The following is a 15,089-nucleotide window of genomic DNA, read 5'->3' as shown; positions in this document are numbered from 1 at the left end:
AAAGCTGAGGATGAGGCCAAACACACCCAAGGTCGGCCCCAGGAAGAGGTTGAACGCAATCATATAGCCTGGCTTCTGAACCTGATCGACGTATTTCTGGCCATCCATTAGGATATGGGAAAAGGCCCAGATGGGTCCGAGGGCAATTTTATAATGGTCGCGTTGAAGTCTTCCAAAACTCAGAAGGGGACATCATCGAGCGGTCGGGTTTCCAATACCTCCCCGGCATCCTCAAATGGATCACTATTTTCGTTTTTTCCGGGGCTTCCCCGCGGCTCCCGTTCAGTCATTCCCCCACCTTCAGTCGGCCATAAGGCTCGATCACCACGAGGCGCCTGCTCTTCGGCGAGCCTTTCCAAAAGCATCCGAATGTCGGGTGAACAACTTACCGTGTAATAGTGAACATCTGTAGCCGTGAGCGCCTCCACCATCTTGAGCGCTTTGGGCCGCAGAAACTCGATAACGTCGTATTGTCGCCCGGTGTTTATCTCCCAAGCCCGACGTGCGAAGGTATTGTAGTGCTCATATAGTTTAAGACCACCCCTATCACTAGAAGCAGGATCGAAGTTCGACATGACTGCAAATCCGGCTATGTGATTGCCAGGAAGAGCTCTAGGATTTGTCAGCCCGGCAAAAGTGTTATCCCGTCTGCTATCTGATCCCTCTTTTCCTTCTGGTGTCGGTGGTCCACGTTCACTGGAGACTTGGGGTCGTTCAACGTCAGATCCATTGGATTGATAAGAACCATTTTGGTGCTGCGTTCGATCGATGTGAGGTGCTAACCGGACTGGGCTGTTCATGTCCCTCGGCGCTTCCCTAATCACACGAGTTTTGTTAGCACGGATATCACTTCTCAACTTGGAGAATGATTTATGCGATCGAAATAGCCTGGCGCCTTTGATCGTCTCGACATACTTCTTGAAGATCTCTGATTGCCCCGAGGCCGCGATCTGCCACGCCGTTTTTGACGGCTTGATACTGTAATCGATGGCCCGACCTACGGCCCCTTTGGTTATCCATTCAACCTTAAGACCCTTGGTTGAGCCTAGATCAAGCTTCTCTTGGATGCAGTCTTCAAGATCCTGACGAGCCCTTCGACGGCGTGGGATCTTCGCGATAATATGAAAATGGAGGTAAAAGTCGGAAGTTTCCGGATCGAATGGCATTTCTAGACGCGACGTCAGAAATTCGATGCTAGGCATCTTCCTCTCGACCTTTTTCCGAACGCGTTTGTAGTGATCGATTGCCTTTCCAATGCCGGCTTTGAGATCATCAATTTGAATGCGCTCACCAAGCGCTGGCATGATGATCGTTACCAGTTCGCTTTCTGGACAACAGGTTTGATGGAAATAACGCATTTGGTCGCGAATGCATGCATCGTCTTGGAGCGCCAATGATGGCAGTATCTTGTTGTGCTGATACGCCAGCTGATGCTCCGCGAAGTATGAGCCTGCAGGCATAGGAAGCAGGAGCTGCGTTACAGTCTTCACGCCGCGCCGCAGCAAGTTGACACCGTGCTCTTTCCCGAATGCTGCGATCTCATACGACATTTCGCGATAAGATCGAGTGTTTTGATCCGGCAACCAACCGCCGTTGTAAGGCTCCGGCCTGCCAATTTCGCGGATCTTTTCGGGGATTGCGGGATCGCGATGCGTATCCGCCCTGTCACCAAATTTACACTTAGTTTCGTCCGCCTCGCGCACCAATATCACCCCCAAAAGTCGGGAGAGATGTCTGGCAAGTCTTTGCGTTGGCTACGTCAATTCCTTGGCAGAACTTTCACCCGTTTGCGACGACATGGCTGGAGCCGCACAAGGATAAGGCGGCCCCACTGTCGCAAGGGGTGAGGTAGGAATCGGAGGTTTTAGAAAGCTTAAAGTGCTCGATGGCACGCACTAGATACCTGAAACCACGTCTTATTTTTCGGAAGAGTCAGACTCTTGATCCAATTCAGAAGCCTTCAAACCGGCACGTATCAAATCGCGTATGGCTGCCGATCTAGTGCGAATGCGTGCTCGGAATGAATAATCATCAATGGCCGCCAATTCATCCGCATCAAGGGCGATATGGATCCTTTGAGTAGAGCTTTCTGTCCGGTTCGTCATGAGTGACCTCCTACTTTTCTTAGAACCTCACAATACTTGCACAAGCGGGATGTGTCAAAAGCCCACTTGACACATCATTTTGCACACGATACACATAAGGCACACGATTTACAGGAGCGATTATGAAGCGCATTAAAGCAACCTTCGAAGTGCTGAACGACATTTGCTTTATCATTCAAGTTACTGCGGTGCTTTCCACCACGGCGATTAGCTCTACGGGTGATCTTTGGGAATTCGTTGTTCAAACCGTTTGAGCGTCAATCCGGCGGACGATTTTAAAATGGGCGACTCAACTGCCTTTGTATGACCTGGCAGTCATCGACGTGTGGAACACCCACACCCACAACAGAGGTTTCTCCGAAAATTAGGAGGTTTGCGCCTGAGGGTAGAAGCCAAGTTTCTTAAACCCTCACTTAATTATGCTGAGCTAGGGTGATAAAAAATTAAGGAATATAGGATAATGCCCACCCGCCGATCACCATCACTTCCGACGCAAAAACAAATTCGCGACGTCCAAGCAACTGTGACCGAGATGCATCCGAACGCTCGGATTCTTAGCATCGGCCCCAATGGCATCACGTTTGAATATCCGGATGCGGCGATCCCGACAGAGACCCAGTGGCAGGGGAAACCATTCTCGGCGGCAAACTCATGAAAAATCTTGCATATCTTAGATCACGTCAACGCCGCGGCCGATGGTTTCATTACTACCGTCGCGCTGGACAGGAAGTCTCTCTCGGAGTGCATGGGCTTCACCCCGATGACCCAAGGGTATTTGCTGCATATTGCGCCGCGCATGCTCATTATGAGCATCAGCCTGCTGAGGCGACCCGACCTAGCAGCGGCACATTTGCATGGGCTGTCGAATCATACAAAGCATCTCGAGGATGGTCGGAGCTAGCGGAGTCGTCTCAGAAATCACGCTCGGCGATTTTGCGTCAATATATCGAGATTCAGGGTGATCGCCCGCTGTCAACCATCTCATCAAAAGACATTGATGGGGCCCTCTACAGCAAGGGTGGCCACGCAGCCGTCAATCATTACAAGTCGCTAAAGCCTGTTTTCGAGCACGTAAAAAGGTTGGGCATTATTTCAAAGAACCCCATGGAAACCGTGAAAGTTGCACGCCCGAAGACACGAGGGCATCGGACCACGACCATTGAGGAGATCGAGCAGTTTCAGGATTTCTGGAAGCCCGGCACAACGGAACGACTTGTCTTTGATTTGGCCCTCTTCACTGGAGCAGCCAGGGTCGATCTGGCGCGCCTTGGACACCACAATGTCGCTGGAGACGTGCTTAGGTTCCGACGTCAAAAAAGTGATGCGCTTTCTGAAGTGCCGATTACAAATGAACTACGCCAACTGATTGAACGCTTACCTACTACCGATCCGGCCTTCATTCTTACCTCAAGAGGTAAACCATTTACACAGGCGGGCTTGGGAAACTTCTTCCAACGTGCCGCCAGTCAGGCAGGTATCGAAGCTCGTCTCCATGGCCTGCGCAAGGCCTTCTGCGTCTATTGGGCTGAAAAGGGAGCTTCGAGTCGAACAATGATGGCTATGGCAGGTCACATGACTCTATCCGAAGTCGAAAGATACACCCGCGACGCTAACAACACCCGTCTCGTCAAGCTTCTCATCAATGATACGTAAACATGGGACACACCACTAGACGCTTGGGACACGCAACCTCAAGGCACTGATTTTAAACCATAAAATCAACGAAAATATAAATGTGGCGGACCGAGGAGGATTCGAACCCCCGACCCCTTGATTCGTAGTCAAGTACTCTATCCAGCTGAGCTATCGGTCCACGAGGCACGGATTAGCGGCTGCGTTTCACCTTTGCAAGGGCCGATTGGCAGAAACTGCGTCGCTATCCCAAATCGCCCTTCGGAAGCGTGATCAGGAAGGATGTGCCGTCAAGGCCGGTATGTTCCAGGGTCAAGGTGCCGCCGTGGCCGCGCACCAGTTCGGCCGAGATTGTCAGGCCCAGTCCAGATCCGCCCTTGGTGGCGCCGCCCTGAAAGGGCGTGAAGAGATGCTCTTGCGCCTTGGGCGGCAGGCCGGGGCCGGTGTCGGTGATGCGGATGAGCACGGCATCGTCCGTCTCGCCGCCCTGCACACTGATCTCGCCGGGTTTGCCGCTGGCGGCGATGGCCTGTCGCGCATTGCGCACGAGGTTGGCGATTACGCGATAGAGCTGTTCGGGGTCCGCGCGCAGTTGGAATCCCGGGCGGACATCCTCGGAAAAGCTGATATCGGCATCGCCCGCGGACAGCCGCTCGCTGTCGATCACATCGGTGACGATGTCCAGCAGTGCAAAGCGCGACAGGCGCGGCGCGGGCTCCTCGGCCTTGCCATAGGCCAGCGTGGATTCGCACAGGTTGACCGCCCGGCTGATCGAATTGACCAGCTTGGGCGCCATGCGTTTGACCATGGGATCCTGCGACGTCTCCAGACGGTCGGTAAACAGTTGCGCCGATGTCAGGATGTTGCGCAGATCATGGCTGACCTTGGCGACGGCGCCGCCGAGCCCGGCAAGGCGCTCTTTCTGGCGCAGCGCGCTGATCAATTGCGTCTGCATGAGCGCCAGCGTTTCCTCGGCCTCTCGCAGCTCGGTGATGGAGGAGGAGGGCACCATGACGCCGCGCGCGTCCTCGGGCGCGCTGGCATAGGCCTTCATCGAGCGGACGACGCGGCTGATCGGCCTGACAAGAACCACGCGCACCGCAAGAAACAAAAGCACCGCGGTGATGACCGAGATGACGGCGGACAGCACCAGGATGCGCAGGCCGTAATCTATCATCGCCATGCGCAGGGTCTTGGTCTCCATCGTGATCTCGATCAGCATCCCGGCGCTGCGCACGGGCGAGCCGATGACGCGCACCACCTCTTCGCCGGGGTTCCACAGCCGCGCCAGCGCGTCGCGGATCAGCGTCATCGCACCCGCGTCGCGCAGATCATAGGTGGCCGAGATGGCCGAGGGCAGCGGCGAGGACAGCACCAGCTGGCGTGCATCGTTGCGGCGCAGGACGACGTTGTAGACGCCTGCGTTGATCAGCAACTCCTCCTGCAATTCGGGGCTGATGTCATCGCCGGCCAGCCGCGCGAGGGATGCGATCTGCGCGCGTTCGAGCCGCGAGAGCAGAAAATCCTCGCGAAAGCGCGCGATGGACGGCACGAAGATCAGCACTTCGGCCAGCATCACGAAGATCGCCGTCAGGATCAGAAATCGTCCGGAGATCGAGTTCATCTGGCGTCCCGCCCCATGCCTATGGCAGCCAGCGCTGCACCGCCCGAACAGCGCGCCCCACCCACGGGTTGCCAAACAGGCGCGGCGTGAAATAGGCGCCGGCGACGCGTTTGTTCACTTCTCCAAGGGTGGGATAGGGTGCGACCATGGCTGTAATCTGGCTCATCTTCATGTCGTTTGCCAGTGCCAAAGCCCACAGATTTATCAGCTCGCCCGCCTGCGCCCCGACGATGGACGCACCCACGGGGCGGCCGCGCACCACCATCACCTTGATCAGGCCGCTCGTCGTGCGCTCGGCGATGGCGCGATCGTTGTGCGCATATTCCTGCCGGACCACCTGCAGCCTGGTGCCGTGTTTATCGCGCGCTTGCGCCTCGGTCAGGCCGATTTGCGCCAGTTCCGGCGCCGTATAGGTCACCCAGGGAATATGCGCGGCGCTGGCCTTGGCCGGCAGGCCCAGCACGGCAGAGCGCACGACGATGCCCGCGTGATACCCCGCCACATGGGTAAACTGCAGCCCGCCCGCCACGTCGCCGATCGCATAGACGCGGGAATTGGTGGTTTTCAGGCGCTCATCCACCTTGATGCCGGTTTTCGTGGTCTCGATCCCGGCGGCGCCAAGATTGAGGCGCTCCGTATTGCTCTTGCGGCCGACGGCGATCAGCAGATGCGAGCCGTTGAAGACGCGGCCGTCCTTGGCCACCACCTCGATGGCGCCCGCCGTGCCGCGCACCTCGCCTGCCAGCGCATCCTCGGCGATCTGGATGCCCTCGCCGCGCAGCGCCTCCAGCACGATCGCGGCGGTCTCCGGGTCATCATTGCCCAGCGCGCGGGCGCCCTCGATCACCGTCACCTTGCTGCCCAGCCGGCGGTGCGCCTGCGCCATCTCCGTGCCGATGGGCCCGCCGCCGATGATCAGCAGATGCTCGGGCCGCTCGCGCAGATCGAACAGCGTCTCGTTGGTCAGGTAGGGCACCGCATCCAGCCCCGGAATGGGCGGCACCAGCGGGCCGGAACCTGTCGCGATCACGATGCGCCGCGCGGTGATGACCGTATCGCCTGCCCTCACCTCGGTCGGCGAGATGAATTCGCCGTACTCCTGGATGACCTGCACGCCCAGCCTCTCGAACCGCTCGACGCTGTCGATCGGCGCAATCGTGGCGATGACGTCCTGCACATGCGCCATCGCGGCCGCATAATCCACATCGGGGCTCACATCGGCGATGCCGAACTGGCTGGCATGGCGCTGCGCCTGCGCGGCCTTGCCCGATGCGATCAGTGCCTTTGACGGCACGCAGCCGTAGTTCAGGCAGTCACCGCCCATCTTGTGCCCCTCCAGAAGCACAACGCGCGCGCCCATCTGCGCCGCGCCCGACGCGACAGACAGCCCGCCCGATCCCGCGCCGATCACCAGAATATCCGTCTCGATCCGCTTCATCGGCTCAAATACCTTTCTTGCCGCGCACGGCCTTCAACAAGATGGGCAGCGCCGCCAGCGCGCTGAGGCCCAGAAGCGGGCCAATCACCTGCGGCTCCCACAAAAGGCTCAGGTCCGGGCTGCCGCCGCGGTCGAACACCTCGCCCACGCCGACGCCGATCCATGTAAACACCAGCGCGCCCGGAATGATCCCCAGCACGGTGGTAAATGCGAAGTTGCGAAATTTCACTCCGACCAGCGCAGGCAGCAGGTTGGCCACGAAGAACGGCACCGCCGGGACCAGCCGTAAAAGAAAGAGGACGCTGATCTCATTCCGGTTCAGCCCCTCCTTTATTCGTTTCAGCGTGCCCTCGCCCGCATCCATCCGCGCCGCCAGCGACCGGCCCAGCCCCATGCGCGCGGCCTGAAAGATCGCCGCCGCACCCAGCGACGCGGCGATCACGTTGAAGACCGTTCCCCAACCGATGCCAAAGAGGAAGCCGCCAGTGACCGACGCAACCGCCGCGCCGGGCAGCGAAAATGCGACGAGGACAAAATAGATGCCGATGAACCCCGCCACCATCGCGGCAAAATGCGCATCGCGAAATGTCAAAAGCGCCTCGCGGTTTTCGCGCAGCGTCTCGAAACTGACATGGTCGCGCAAGGTGAAGGCGCCGATGGCCGCCACCAGCACGATCACCGCCAGCGGCACGTGTCGCAGGACGGGATGCTTGGGGGTCCGGCGGGCCTTTTGCATGGGCATGTCTCTTTCGATCTGGGGTTGCCTGCCCTAAATGACGTCAAGCGCGCCCGCTGGATAGCCATATCACGCGCCATTGATCGCGCGTGACTGTTTGGGCACTGGCGGCGCGGATGTCGCAACAGCCCGCCCGCAGCGCCGGATTTTATTGCGATAAATGGCGGCGCGGGGTTTGACTTGGGCAAAAGCGCCTACTATAGACCGGGCTTCGGATATACCCGGATGTTGCGCGATTCCCCTGTTTCGCCCCATTCGCACAAAGCTTGGAGACGGAGCGATGAAACGCACCTTTCAACCCTCGAACCTGGTCCGCAAGCGGCGCCACGGTTTTCGCGCGCGCATGGCCACCAAGGCCGGCCGCAAGATCCTGAATGCGCGCCGCGCACGTGGCCGCAAGTCGCTGAGCGCCTAAGCGCCAGCAGACCGGACGCTGAAATGACACCGCCGAAGGCTCCGGATCCGTCGATCGGGCGTGCCTCTTCGGCGGATTTGTCATGTCCGGAGGGTGGATCTCCATCCTGCAGCCCGCTGAGCGTTCTCAAGACCCGCAAGGATTTCCTGCGAGCGGCGCGCGCCGCCCGCCAAGGGACGCCTTCCATGATGGTGCAGGCGCGCCAGCGAACGAGCGACGAGGCGGGGGCAGGCATCCGCGTCGGATTTACCTGTTCCAAGAAGGTCGGCAATGCCGTCGCGCGCAACCGGGCCAAGCGCCGCCTGCGCGAGGCGGCGCGCGCCGTCCTGCCGCATGCAGGCCGTCCCGGCTGGGATTACGTGTTGATCGGCCGCGCCGACGCGACCGCCTCGCGCCCCTTCGAGGCGCTGAAGGGTGATCTGGCCCACGCGCTGCGCAAACTGCATTCGGCGGGCAAATGACCCCTCTTGCGTGGTGCCTTTCGCTGCCGGTCCGCGGCTATCGCCTGCTCTTCAGTCCGTGGGTCGGGCATGGATGCAGATATCATCCCACCTGCAGCGCCTATGCGCTGGAGGCGCTGGCGCGGCATGGTGGGATCAAGGGGGGATGGCTGACATTGCGGCGCATCGGCCGCTGTCACCCTTGGGGCGGCTCCGGCATCGATAACGTGCCGGAGTGATCTGATCTACTTGGTCTGCGTGATGACACCGCAGGCCACGCGCGCGCCCGCCTCGGCATCGGACTGATAGGTATCCGCCCCCTCGTGGATCACGATGGCCGAGCCGTCTTCGTCCATCAGCGGCGCATCACCGCCTGCCACGCTCAGCCGCGCGCTATAGAATTCCGCCATCGCGGTGCCGTCGGAGGCGACATGGATGTTGGGCAGATCGCCCGCATGCGCGCCCTCTTCGTGCAGCAATCCATGGCCATTTTCATCCGGCGCATAGTGACCGCCCGCATCCTCGAAATCGCCCGTGCAGGAGCCCGTCTCGTGCACGTGAAAGCTGTGCCATCCGGGCGCGAGCCCCGTCAGTTCGGCGTGAAACAGCGTGCCGCGGGGCCCTTGTGTCAGCGTGACATGACCGACATCGCCGCCGTCCTGCGCCTTCAGCATCGCCATTGCGCCCTCGCCCTCGGCGACTGCCGCATTTCCCAGCAATGCGAAAACCGCGGCGGCGCTGCACAATCCCAAACGTCTCATGATCTTTCCTTTCGTGGTTGCTGAGGCCCAACGCCCCGGCGGCCCCGCGCGTTCCGATCTTGCCTGAGTGGCGCGCGTGGATTACAGCCTGCGCATGCTGGACAACGCCGACGATATTCACCCGCTCTTTTACGGAGCCCCCCGCAGCACCGAATTTCGCAAGCTGCGCAAACGCATCGTGCGCCTGGCGCGCGAGGCGGTGGATCAATACGGTATGGTCGACCGCGAGGGCCCGCGCGCGCGCTGGCTGGTGTGCCTTTCGGGCGGCAAGGACAGCTATACGCTTCTGGCGGTCCTGCACGAGCTGCAGTGGCGCGGCATGCTGCCCGTCGATCTGCTGGCGTGCAATCTGGATCAGGGACAGCCGGGTTTTCCCGCGACGGTCCTTCCCGAATTCCTTGAGCGCATGCAGGTCGCGCACCGGATCGAATATCAGGACACCTACTCCATCGTGGTTGACAAGGTGCCCGCCGGTCGCACCTTCTGCGCGCTTTGTTCGCGGCTGCGGCGCGGCAATCTTTACCGCATCGCGCGCGAGGAAGGCTGCAGCGCCGTCGTGCTGGGCCATCACCGCGATGATATCCTTGAGACATTCTTCATGAACCTCTTTCACGGCGGGCGCCTTGCGACCATGCCGCCGAAACTGGTGAACGAGGAGGGCGATCTGTTTGTCTACCGCCCCCTCGCCCATGTCGCCGAGGCCGATTGCGAGCGCTTTGCCCGCGCGATGAACTACCCCATCATTCCGTGTGATCTGTGCGGCAGTCAGGACGGGCTTCAGCGCCAGCAAGTCAAACAGATTCTCGACGGCTGGGAGGCCAACAGCCCCGGCCGCCGCCAGGTGATGTTCCGCGCGCTGATGAACGCCCGCCCGTCGCATCTTCTTGATGCGCAGTTGTTTGATTTTGCGGGCCTTTCGCTGGGGTCTGTAAAAAGCGATCAAAGTTTGGACGCGATTCCGAAGCTGCGTTAATCGGCTGTTGAGAGGGCGTGCGTAGGGTGACAGGGCAATCTGAGAAGGCCCTGACCGATGTCCCTGCATTTCCAATCCTTGCTGAAATCCCTCTCGGCGCGGGCGCGTGATGTCGCGGGCGGCCCAGCGATGCTGGCCTTCCTGCCGGCGCTTGCGCTTGGCGGATTCTGGCTGGGCGGCGAAGGGATCCTGATCATCGTCGCACTTGGCGTGCCACTGTGTCTGGCCGCGTCCGGCGTGCTGACACGCACGGCATCTGCCCCGCCCGCCGATTCGCGTATGGCCGAGGACGGGTTCGACCGCGCCATCAATCAGGCCGTGCGCGTCGCGGTCCAGACATCGCGGCGCACCGGATGCATCCTTCTGGGGCTGGACGATTACATCGCCCTGCGCGACCGGTTCGGCGCCGACACCTGCGACGCGCTGATGTCGCAGCTGACGGACCGTCTGCGGTCGGTCCTGCGGAGCCGCGATATCGTCTGCCGCATCGAGGAAAGCGTGTTCGCCGTCTGCATCGCTCCCGTGCGGCAGCTCGATCTGGGCAACATGCTGCACATGGCGGGGCGGCTGCAATCCGCGCTGGAAGATCCCATCGCCATCGATGACGCGACGGCCTATGTCACCGCCTCCATCGGTCTGGCCATGGATACCGGCCTGCAGGGCGCCAGCACGCAAGAGCGCACCGGCCCGGCCCTGCTGAACTCGGCAACCATTGCCCTGGCAGAGGCGAGGCGTCACGGTCCGTCTGCAACCCGCGCCTTCAGCCGCGAAATGCACAACCTGCCCGGCCCGTGCGACGCCGCGATGGTGCGGGAAGCGGCGCAGGCGTTGGAGAACGGCCAGATACAGCCGTGGTTTCAGCCACAGGTCTGCACCGACACGGGCCGCGTCAGCGGGTTCGAGGCACTGGCCCGCTGGCAGCACCCGACACGCGGCCTGATCACCCCGGCCGAATTCCTGCCCGCATTGCAGCAGGGCTCCAGGATGGAGCGGCTGGGCGAGGTGATGCTCTACAATGCGCTGGCGGCGCTGAAATCATGGGACCTGGCCGGGATCGACGTGCCGCATGTCGGCGTCAACTTCTGCCCCGAGGAGCTGCGCAATCCGAACCTTGTCAAGAAGATCGAATGGGAGCTGGACCGTTTCGACCTGTCTCCGGACCGGCTTGCGATCGAAATTCTGGAAACCGTGGTGGCCTCGTCGCCCGATGATACGGTGGTGCGCAACATCGCCGGGCTGTCGCGGCTGGGATGCCAGATCGATCTGGATGATTTCGGCACCGGTCACGCCTCGATCTCGTCCATCCGCAGGTTTGCGGTGCAACGGCTGAAGATTGATCGGTCTTTCGTGATGAAGGTCGATCACGACCCCGAACAGCAGCGCATGGTGTCGGCGATCCTTACCATGGCCGAGCAACTGGGCCTTGCCACGCTTGCCGAAGGGGTGGAAACCTCGGGCGAGCATGCGATGCTGGCGCAGCTGGGATGCGGGCATGTTCAGGGCTATGGTATCGGGCGCCCCATGCCACTGGACCAGACCGTCGAATGGACGCGCACGCATCTGGCCAAGTTGCAGACACCGCCGCCGATTGGCCGCCGGATCAGCTGATCCATGCGGCAAACCGGCCCCGGAATGCCGTCTTGGCGGGAATCTCCTTGACCTTTGGGGCCGCACTCTGTTGAACCACCCGTGACCTCCCAACAGATGAGTGGCCGCCAGGAATGGACGATCAGAACAAGAACCTTATTCTCGCCACCGCGCTGAGTTTTCTCGTCATCATGCTGTGGTTCGTGCTGTTCCCGGCGCCGGACGCTCCGCCTGAAGAGGCGGCGCCCCCGGCCGTGACGAGCCAGACCGCCCCCGTCGGCGACACCGCGGCCGAGCCCGGCATCGCAGCCGCACCCGGCACTCTGGACGGCACCCCGGCCGAGGGCGCCGCGCCGCAGGTCGCCGATGCGCCGCGCGTCGAGATCGACACACCCAGCCTGAAGGGCAGCATCTCGCTTCAGGGCGGGCGTATTGATCAGCTGTCGCTGAAGAACTACCGCGAGACGATCGAGCCCGGCTCGAAAATCGTCGATCTTCTCTCACCCATCGGCAGCAACGCACCCTATTATGCCCTCTTCGGATGGGCGCCGGGCAGCGGCCTGAGCCGCGATCAGGTGCCGGGCGCGAATACGCCCTGGCAGGTCGAGGAGGGCGCACGCCTGACCCCGCAGACGCCCGTCACGCTGAGCTGGGACAACGGGGCCGGGCTGGAATTCAGCCGCGTGATTTCGGTCGATGACAAGTTCATGTTCGACGTTCAGCAATCCGTTCGCAACGCCGGCAGCGATACCGTTTCACTGGCGCCTTACGGCATTCTGGCGCGGCACGGGCTGCCCGAGGATCTGAAGAATTTCTTCATCCTGCACGAAGGCGGCGTTCGCATGGCCGATGGCGAGCTGACCGAAACCGACTACGACGATTTCGACCCGGTGAACGATGTAAAGACCATTGCGGTCGAGCAAAACGGCTGGACCGGCATCACGGATCAATACTGGATGACCACGCTCATCCCGCGCGATACCGGCGGCTTCAACGTCACCACGCTGCACGATGCCAAGCGTGACATCTATCAGACGACCACGCGCATGCCGATCCAGACCCTCGCCCCCGGCGAAAGCGCCAGCACGCGGCTGGAAGTCTTCGCGGGCGCGAAGGAATGGCAAACGATCCGCCATTACCAGAACGAGGACGGCGTCGATCGTTTCGTCGATTCGATCGATTGGGGCTGGTTCTTCTTCCTGACCAAACCGATCTTTGCGGTCCTGCACTATCTTAACAACGTGATCGGCAATATGGGCTGGGCGATCATCGGCCTGACGCTGATGATCAAGGCGCTGCTTTTGCCGCTGGCGTACAAATCCTACGTCTCGATGGCGCGCATGAAAGAGCTGCAGCCAAAGATGGAGAAGCTCAAGGAAGAGGCCGGCGACGACAAGCAGAAGATGCAGAAGTCGATGATGGAGCTCTACAAGAAGGAAAAGGTGAATCCCGCTTCCGGCTGCTTGCCGATCCTGCTCCAGATTCCGATCTTCTTCTCGCTCTACAAGGTCATTTTCGTCACGCTGGAGCTGCGCCATGCACCTTGGATCGGCTGGATCCGGGATCTCAGCGCGCCTGATCCGTCCTCGATCCTGAACCTCTTTGGCTTGCTGCCCTTTGCCGCGCCGGGCGCCGATTCGCCGCTGGCTATCATATCGCTGGGGGTGCTGCCGATCCTTCTGGGCGTTTCCATGTGGCTTCAGCAGAAGCTGAACCCGACACCGAATGATGCGACGCAAAAGATGATCTTTGCGTGGATGCCGTGGGTCTTCATGTTCATGCTGGGTCAGTTTGCGAGCGGTCTCGTGCTTTACTGGATTGCCAACAACACGATCACCTTCACGCAGCAATATGCGATCATGCGCAGCCAGGGCTACAAGCCCGACGTGTTCGGCAACATCCGCGAAGGTTTCAAGCGCACGCCCAAGGATACGACGCCGAAAAAGGCCGGGAAGGGCGACAAATGACAGTCCGCGTCAGCGCGCTCTGGCGGCACCCGATCAAGGCGCATGGCCGCGAGGCGTTGACGCGGGCCACCCTCGCCGAAGGCGCGACGTTTCCGTGGGATCGCCGCTGGGCCGTGGCGCATGACGCGGCGGATGTGCCTGATACCGGCTGGGCGCCCTGCCGGAACTTCACCCGCGGCGCCAGCTCGCCGCAGCTGATGGCCATCAGCGCGGTCGTGGATGAGGGGCGGGGCACCGTGACGCTGCGCCATCCGGATCGCCCGGACCTGACATTTGATCCCGGCCAGGACGAGGAAGGGTTTCTGGCCTGGGTGCGCCCCCTGATTTCCGAAAACCGCCCGGCGGCATCGCGCATCGTGAGCCCCGAGGACGCGGGCATGACCGATACCGATTTTGCGTCGATCAGCATTCTGAATGCGGCGTCGGGGCGCGATCTGGGGCAGCGAATGGGCACCGATCTGGACCTGGCGCGCTGGCGCGGCAACATCATCCTGGACGGGATCGATCCGTGGGCCGAACGCGCGTGGATCGGGCAGACCTTGCGCATCGGGGATGCACGGCTTCAGGTGCGCGAGCCTATCGTTCGCTGCCTTGCCACGACGGCAAACCCCGAAACGGGCGAGCGGGACGCGGACACGCTGGGCGCGCTCAAGGCGGCGTTCGGGCATCAGCAATTCGGCATCTATGCGACCGTCACCCAAGGCGGCGACATCGCCGTCGGCGATGCGGTCGAGGTGCTGTGATGGCCGCCCTTCCCTTCCCGCTGGCCGACCCGCCCGAGCCCGATGCCGCCGAACGGGGCCGCCTGCTCTTTGCCGGTGAGACCGATTTTCTCAAGGGCGTTGTCGCGATGGACGGGCTGCCCGAGGCGGACCGGATCGAGGTCTGCTTTGCCGGGCGCTCCAATGTCGGAAAATCGACGCTGATCAATGCGCTGACCGGCCGCAAGGCGCTGGCGCGCGCGTCGAACACACCCGGCCGCACGCAGGAGGTGAATTTCTTTACCCTCGGCGACAGCCACTACCTGGTCGATTTGCCCGGCTATGGCTATGCCAACGCGCCGCTGCCGGTGGTCGAAAAATGGCAGGCCCTGCTGAAGCGGTATCTGTCGGGGCGCCAGAACCTGCGCCGGGCCTTCGTGCTGATCGACACGCGCCACGGGGTCAAGCCCGTGGATCACGAGATCATGGCGCTGCTCGACAGTGCCGCCGTCACGTTTCAGGTGGTCATGACCAAGGCAGACAAGCTGCGCGGCACCGCGCTGGACGATATTCTGGCGCAGGTCCGGGGCGAGCTGGCACGCCATCCCGCGGCATTTCCCGAGTTGATCCTGACCTCCAGCGAGAAGGGCGAGGGCATCGCCACGCTGCGCGCCACGATCGCGGATCTGGTCTGAGCCTTGCACCGCCCC

At 61.3% G+C, this 15,089-nt stretch carries 16 protein-coding genes and 1 tRNA gene; 10 read left to right on the top strand and 7 right to left on the bottom strand.

Features of this window, described 5'->3' with window-relative positions; genetic code table 11:
- Positions 1-179 precede the first annotated feature (179 nt).
- Entirely contained in the window at positions 180-1,703 is a 1,524-nt protein-coding gene (locus tag DC366_RS19655) for a hypothetical protein (RefSeq protein WP_133176198.1), read from the bottom strand.
- Between the two features lie 213 nt (positions 1,704-1,916).
- Positions 1,917-2,105: a hypothetical protein gene (locus tag DC366_RS19650; protein WP_133176197.1), complete on the bottom strand. Its 189-nt coding sequence runs from the start codon at positions 2,103-2,105 to the stop codon at positions 1,917-1,919.
- 122 nt (positions 2,106-2,227) lie between these two features.
- On the opposite strand from DC366_RS19650, the gene DC366_RS20470 reads away from it, so the two are divergent.
- Both DC366_RS20470 and DC366_RS11115 read left to right on the top strand, forming a co-directional pair.
- Positions 2,228-2,359 carry a hypothetical protein gene (locus DC366_RS20470; RefSeq protein WP_279305759.1) on the top strand — a complete coding sequence of 44 codons (132 nt, stop codon included), beginning with the start codon at positions 2,228-2,230 and terminating at the stop codon, positions 2,357-2,359.
- Positions 2,360-2,723: 364 nt separating this feature from the next.
- The gene (locus DC366_RS11115) at positions 2,724-3,758 is read left to right on the top strand and encodes a tyrosine-type recombinase/integrase (protein WP_108692268.1); all 1,035 of its coding nucleotides are present in this window, start codon (positions 2,724-2,726) and stop codon (positions 3,756-3,758) included.
- A gap of 83 nt (positions 3,759-3,841) precedes the next feature.
- Here DC366_RS11115 and DC366_RS11110 read toward each other — a convergent pair.
- The 4 genes from DC366_RS11110 to DC366_RS11095 all read right to left on the bottom strand — a co-directional run bounded on the left by DC366_RS11110 (position 3,842) and on the right by DC366_RS11095 (position 7,535).
- Positions 3,842-3,918: transfer RNA gene (locus tag DC366_RS11110), tRNA-Arg, on the bottom strand.
- Between the two features lie 63 nt (positions 3,919-3,981).
- A complete protein-coding gene (locus DC366_RS11105) occupies positions 3,982-5,361 on the bottom strand; it encodes a sensor histidine kinase (protein ID WP_108692267.1) in 1,380 nt (459 codons plus the stop codon).
- Positions 5,362-5,380: 19 nt separating this feature from the next.
- Positions 5,381-6,799, bottom strand: coding sequence for a dihydrolipoyl dehydrogenase family protein (locus DC366_RS11100; RefSeq protein ID WP_108692266.1), 1,419 nt, complete (start codon positions 6,797-6,799; stop codon positions 5,381-5,383).
- Between the two features lie 4 nt (positions 6,800-6,803).
- The gene (locus DC366_RS11095) at positions 6,804-7,535 is read right to left on the bottom strand and encodes a TVP38/TMEM64 family protein (RefSeq protein WP_243405104.1); all 732 of its coding nucleotides are present in this window, start codon (positions 7,533-7,535) and stop codon (positions 6,804-6,806) included.
- A 280-nt stretch (positions 7,536-7,815) separates the two neighbouring features.
- Here DC366_RS11095 and rpmH point away from each other — a divergent pair, with 280 nt between their 5' ends.
- Genes rpmH through yidD form a run of 3 tightly spaced genes read left to right on the top strand, consistent with a single transcriptional unit; the run spans position 7,816 to position 8,629 of the window.
- Positions 7,816-7,950, top strand: coding sequence for a 50S ribosomal protein L34 (gene rpmH, locus DC366_RS11090; protein WP_012177012.1), 135 nt, complete (start codon positions 7,816-7,818; stop codon positions 7,948-7,950).
- Positions 7,951-7,973: 23 nt separating this feature from the next.
- Positions 7,974-8,411, top strand: coding sequence for a ribonuclease P protein component (gene rnpA / locus DC366_RS11085; RefSeq protein WP_108692264.1), 438 nt, complete (start codon positions 7,974-7,976; stop codon positions 8,409-8,411).
- Complete coding sequence (gene yidD, locus DC366_RS11080; RefSeq protein ID WP_108692263.1) at positions 8,408-8,629, top strand: membrane protein insertion efficiency factor YidD; 222 nt, start codon at positions 8,408-8,410, stop codon at positions 8,627-8,629. The genes rnpA and yidD overlap by 4 nt, the downstream gene beginning before the upstream one ends.
- A 6-nt stretch (positions 8,630-8,635) precedes the next feature.
- On the opposite strand, the gene DC366_RS11075 is transcribed toward yidD, so the two are convergent.
- Positions 8,636-9,151, bottom strand: coding sequence for a superoxide dismutase family protein (locus DC366_RS11075; RefSeq protein ID WP_108692262.1), 516 nt, complete (start codon positions 9,149-9,151; stop codon positions 8,636-8,638).
- A 94-nt stretch (positions 9,152-9,245) separates the two neighbouring features.
- On the opposite strand from DC366_RS11075, the gene ttcA reads away from it, so the two are divergent.
- From ttcA to yihA, 5 genes are all read left to right on the top strand, one after another.
- Positions 9,246-10,124: a tRNA 2-thiocytidine(32) synthetase TtcA gene (ttcA, locus tag DC366_RS11070; protein WP_108692314.1), complete on the top strand. Its 879-nt coding sequence runs from the start codon at positions 9,246-9,248 to the stop codon at positions 10,122-10,124.
- 57 nt (positions 10,125-10,181) lie between these two features.
- Entirely contained in the window at positions 10,182-11,732 is a 1,551-nt protein-coding gene (locus DC366_RS11065) for a putative bifunctional diguanylate cyclase/phosphodiesterase (protein ID WP_243405103.1), read from the top strand.
- A gap of 113 nt (positions 11,733-11,845) precedes the next feature.
- Entirely contained in the window at positions 11,846-13,678 is a 1,833-nt protein-coding gene (gene yidC, locus DC366_RS11060) for a membrane protein insertase YidC (protein ID WP_108692261.1), read from the top strand.
- Positions 13,675-14,421 carry an MOSC domain-containing protein gene (locus DC366_RS11055; protein WP_108692260.1) on the top strand — a complete coding sequence of 249 codons (747 nt, stop codon included), beginning with the start codon at positions 13,675-13,677 and terminating at the stop codon, positions 14,419-14,421. The genes yidC and DC366_RS11055 overlap by 4 nt, the downstream gene beginning before the upstream one ends.
- Complete coding sequence (gene yihA, locus DC366_RS11050) at positions 14,421-15,074, top strand: ribosome biogenesis GTP-binding protein YihA/YsxC (protein WP_108692259.1); 654 nt, start codon at positions 14,421-14,423, stop codon at positions 15,072-15,074. Before DC366_RS11055 ends, yihA begins: the two co-directional genes overlap by 1 nt.
- Positions 15,075-15,089: the final 15 nt, after the last annotated feature.

Source organism: Pelagivirga sediminicola, assembly GCF_003072125.1.
Classification (GTDB): domain Bacteria; phylum Pseudomonadota; class Alphaproteobacteria; order Rhodobacterales; family Rhodobacteraceae; genus Roseovarius; species Roseovarius sediminicola.
The sequence above is the reverse complement of the archived record's forward strand: the minus strand, read 5'-3'. Positions and strand labels throughout refer to the sequence as shown.

Excerpts from the sequence above, each read along its gene's own strand:
- DC366_RS19650 (WP_133176197.1), bottom strand. The coding sequence starts at position 2,105 with ATGACGAACCGGACAGAAAGCTCTACTCAAAGGATCCATATCGCCCTT.
- DC366_RS20470 (WP_279305759.1), top strand. The coding sequence starts at position 2,228 with ATGAAGCGCATTAAAGCAACCTTCGAAGTGCTGAACGACATTTGCTTT.
- DC366_RS11105 (WP_108692267.1), bottom strand. The coding sequence starts at position 5,361 with ATGAACTCGATCTCCGGACGATTTCTGATCCTGACGGCGATCTTCGTG.
- DC366_RS11100 (WP_108692266.1), bottom strand. The coding sequence starts at position 6,799 with ATGAAGCGGATCGAGACGGATATTCTGGTGATCGGCGCGGGATCGGGC.
- DC366_RS11095 (WP_243405104.1), bottom strand. The coding sequence starts at position 7,535 with ATGCAAAAGGCCCGCCGGACCCCCAAGCATCCCGTCCTGCGACACGTG.
- rpmH (WP_012177012.1), top strand. The coding sequence starts at position 7,816 with ATGAAACGCACCTTTCAACCCTCGAACCTGGTCCGCAAGCGGCGCCAC.
- rnpA (WP_108692264.1), top strand. The coding sequence starts at position 7,974 with ATGACACCGCCGAAGGCTCCGGATCCGTCGATCGGGCGTGCCTCTTCG.
- yidD (WP_108692263.1), top strand. The coding sequence starts at position 8,408 with ATGACCCCTCTTGCGTGGTGCCTTTCGCTGCCGGTCCGCGGCTATCGC.
- DC366_RS11075 (WP_108692262.1), bottom strand. The coding sequence starts at position 9,151 with ATGAGACGTTTGGGATTGTGCAGCGCCGCCGCGGTTTTCGCATTGCTG.
- ttcA (WP_108692314.1), top strand. The coding sequence starts at position 9,246 with ATGCTGGACAACGCCGACGATATTCACCCGCTCTTTTACGGAGCCCCC.
- DC366_RS11065 (WP_243405103.1), top strand. The coding sequence starts at position 10,182 with ATGTCCCTGCATTTCCAATCCTTGCTGAAATCCCTCTCGGCGCGGGCG.
- yidC (WP_108692261.1), top strand. The coding sequence starts at position 11,846 with ATGGACGATCAGAACAAGAACCTTATTCTCGCCACCGCGCTGAGTTTT.
- DC366_RS11055 (WP_108692260.1), top strand. The coding sequence starts at position 13,675 with ATGACAGTCCGCGTCAGCGCGCTCTGGCGGCACCCGATCAAGGCGCAT.
- yihA (WP_108692259.1), top strand. The coding sequence starts at position 14,421 with ATGGCCGCCCTTCCCTTCCCGCTGGCCGACCCGCCCGAGCCCGATGCC.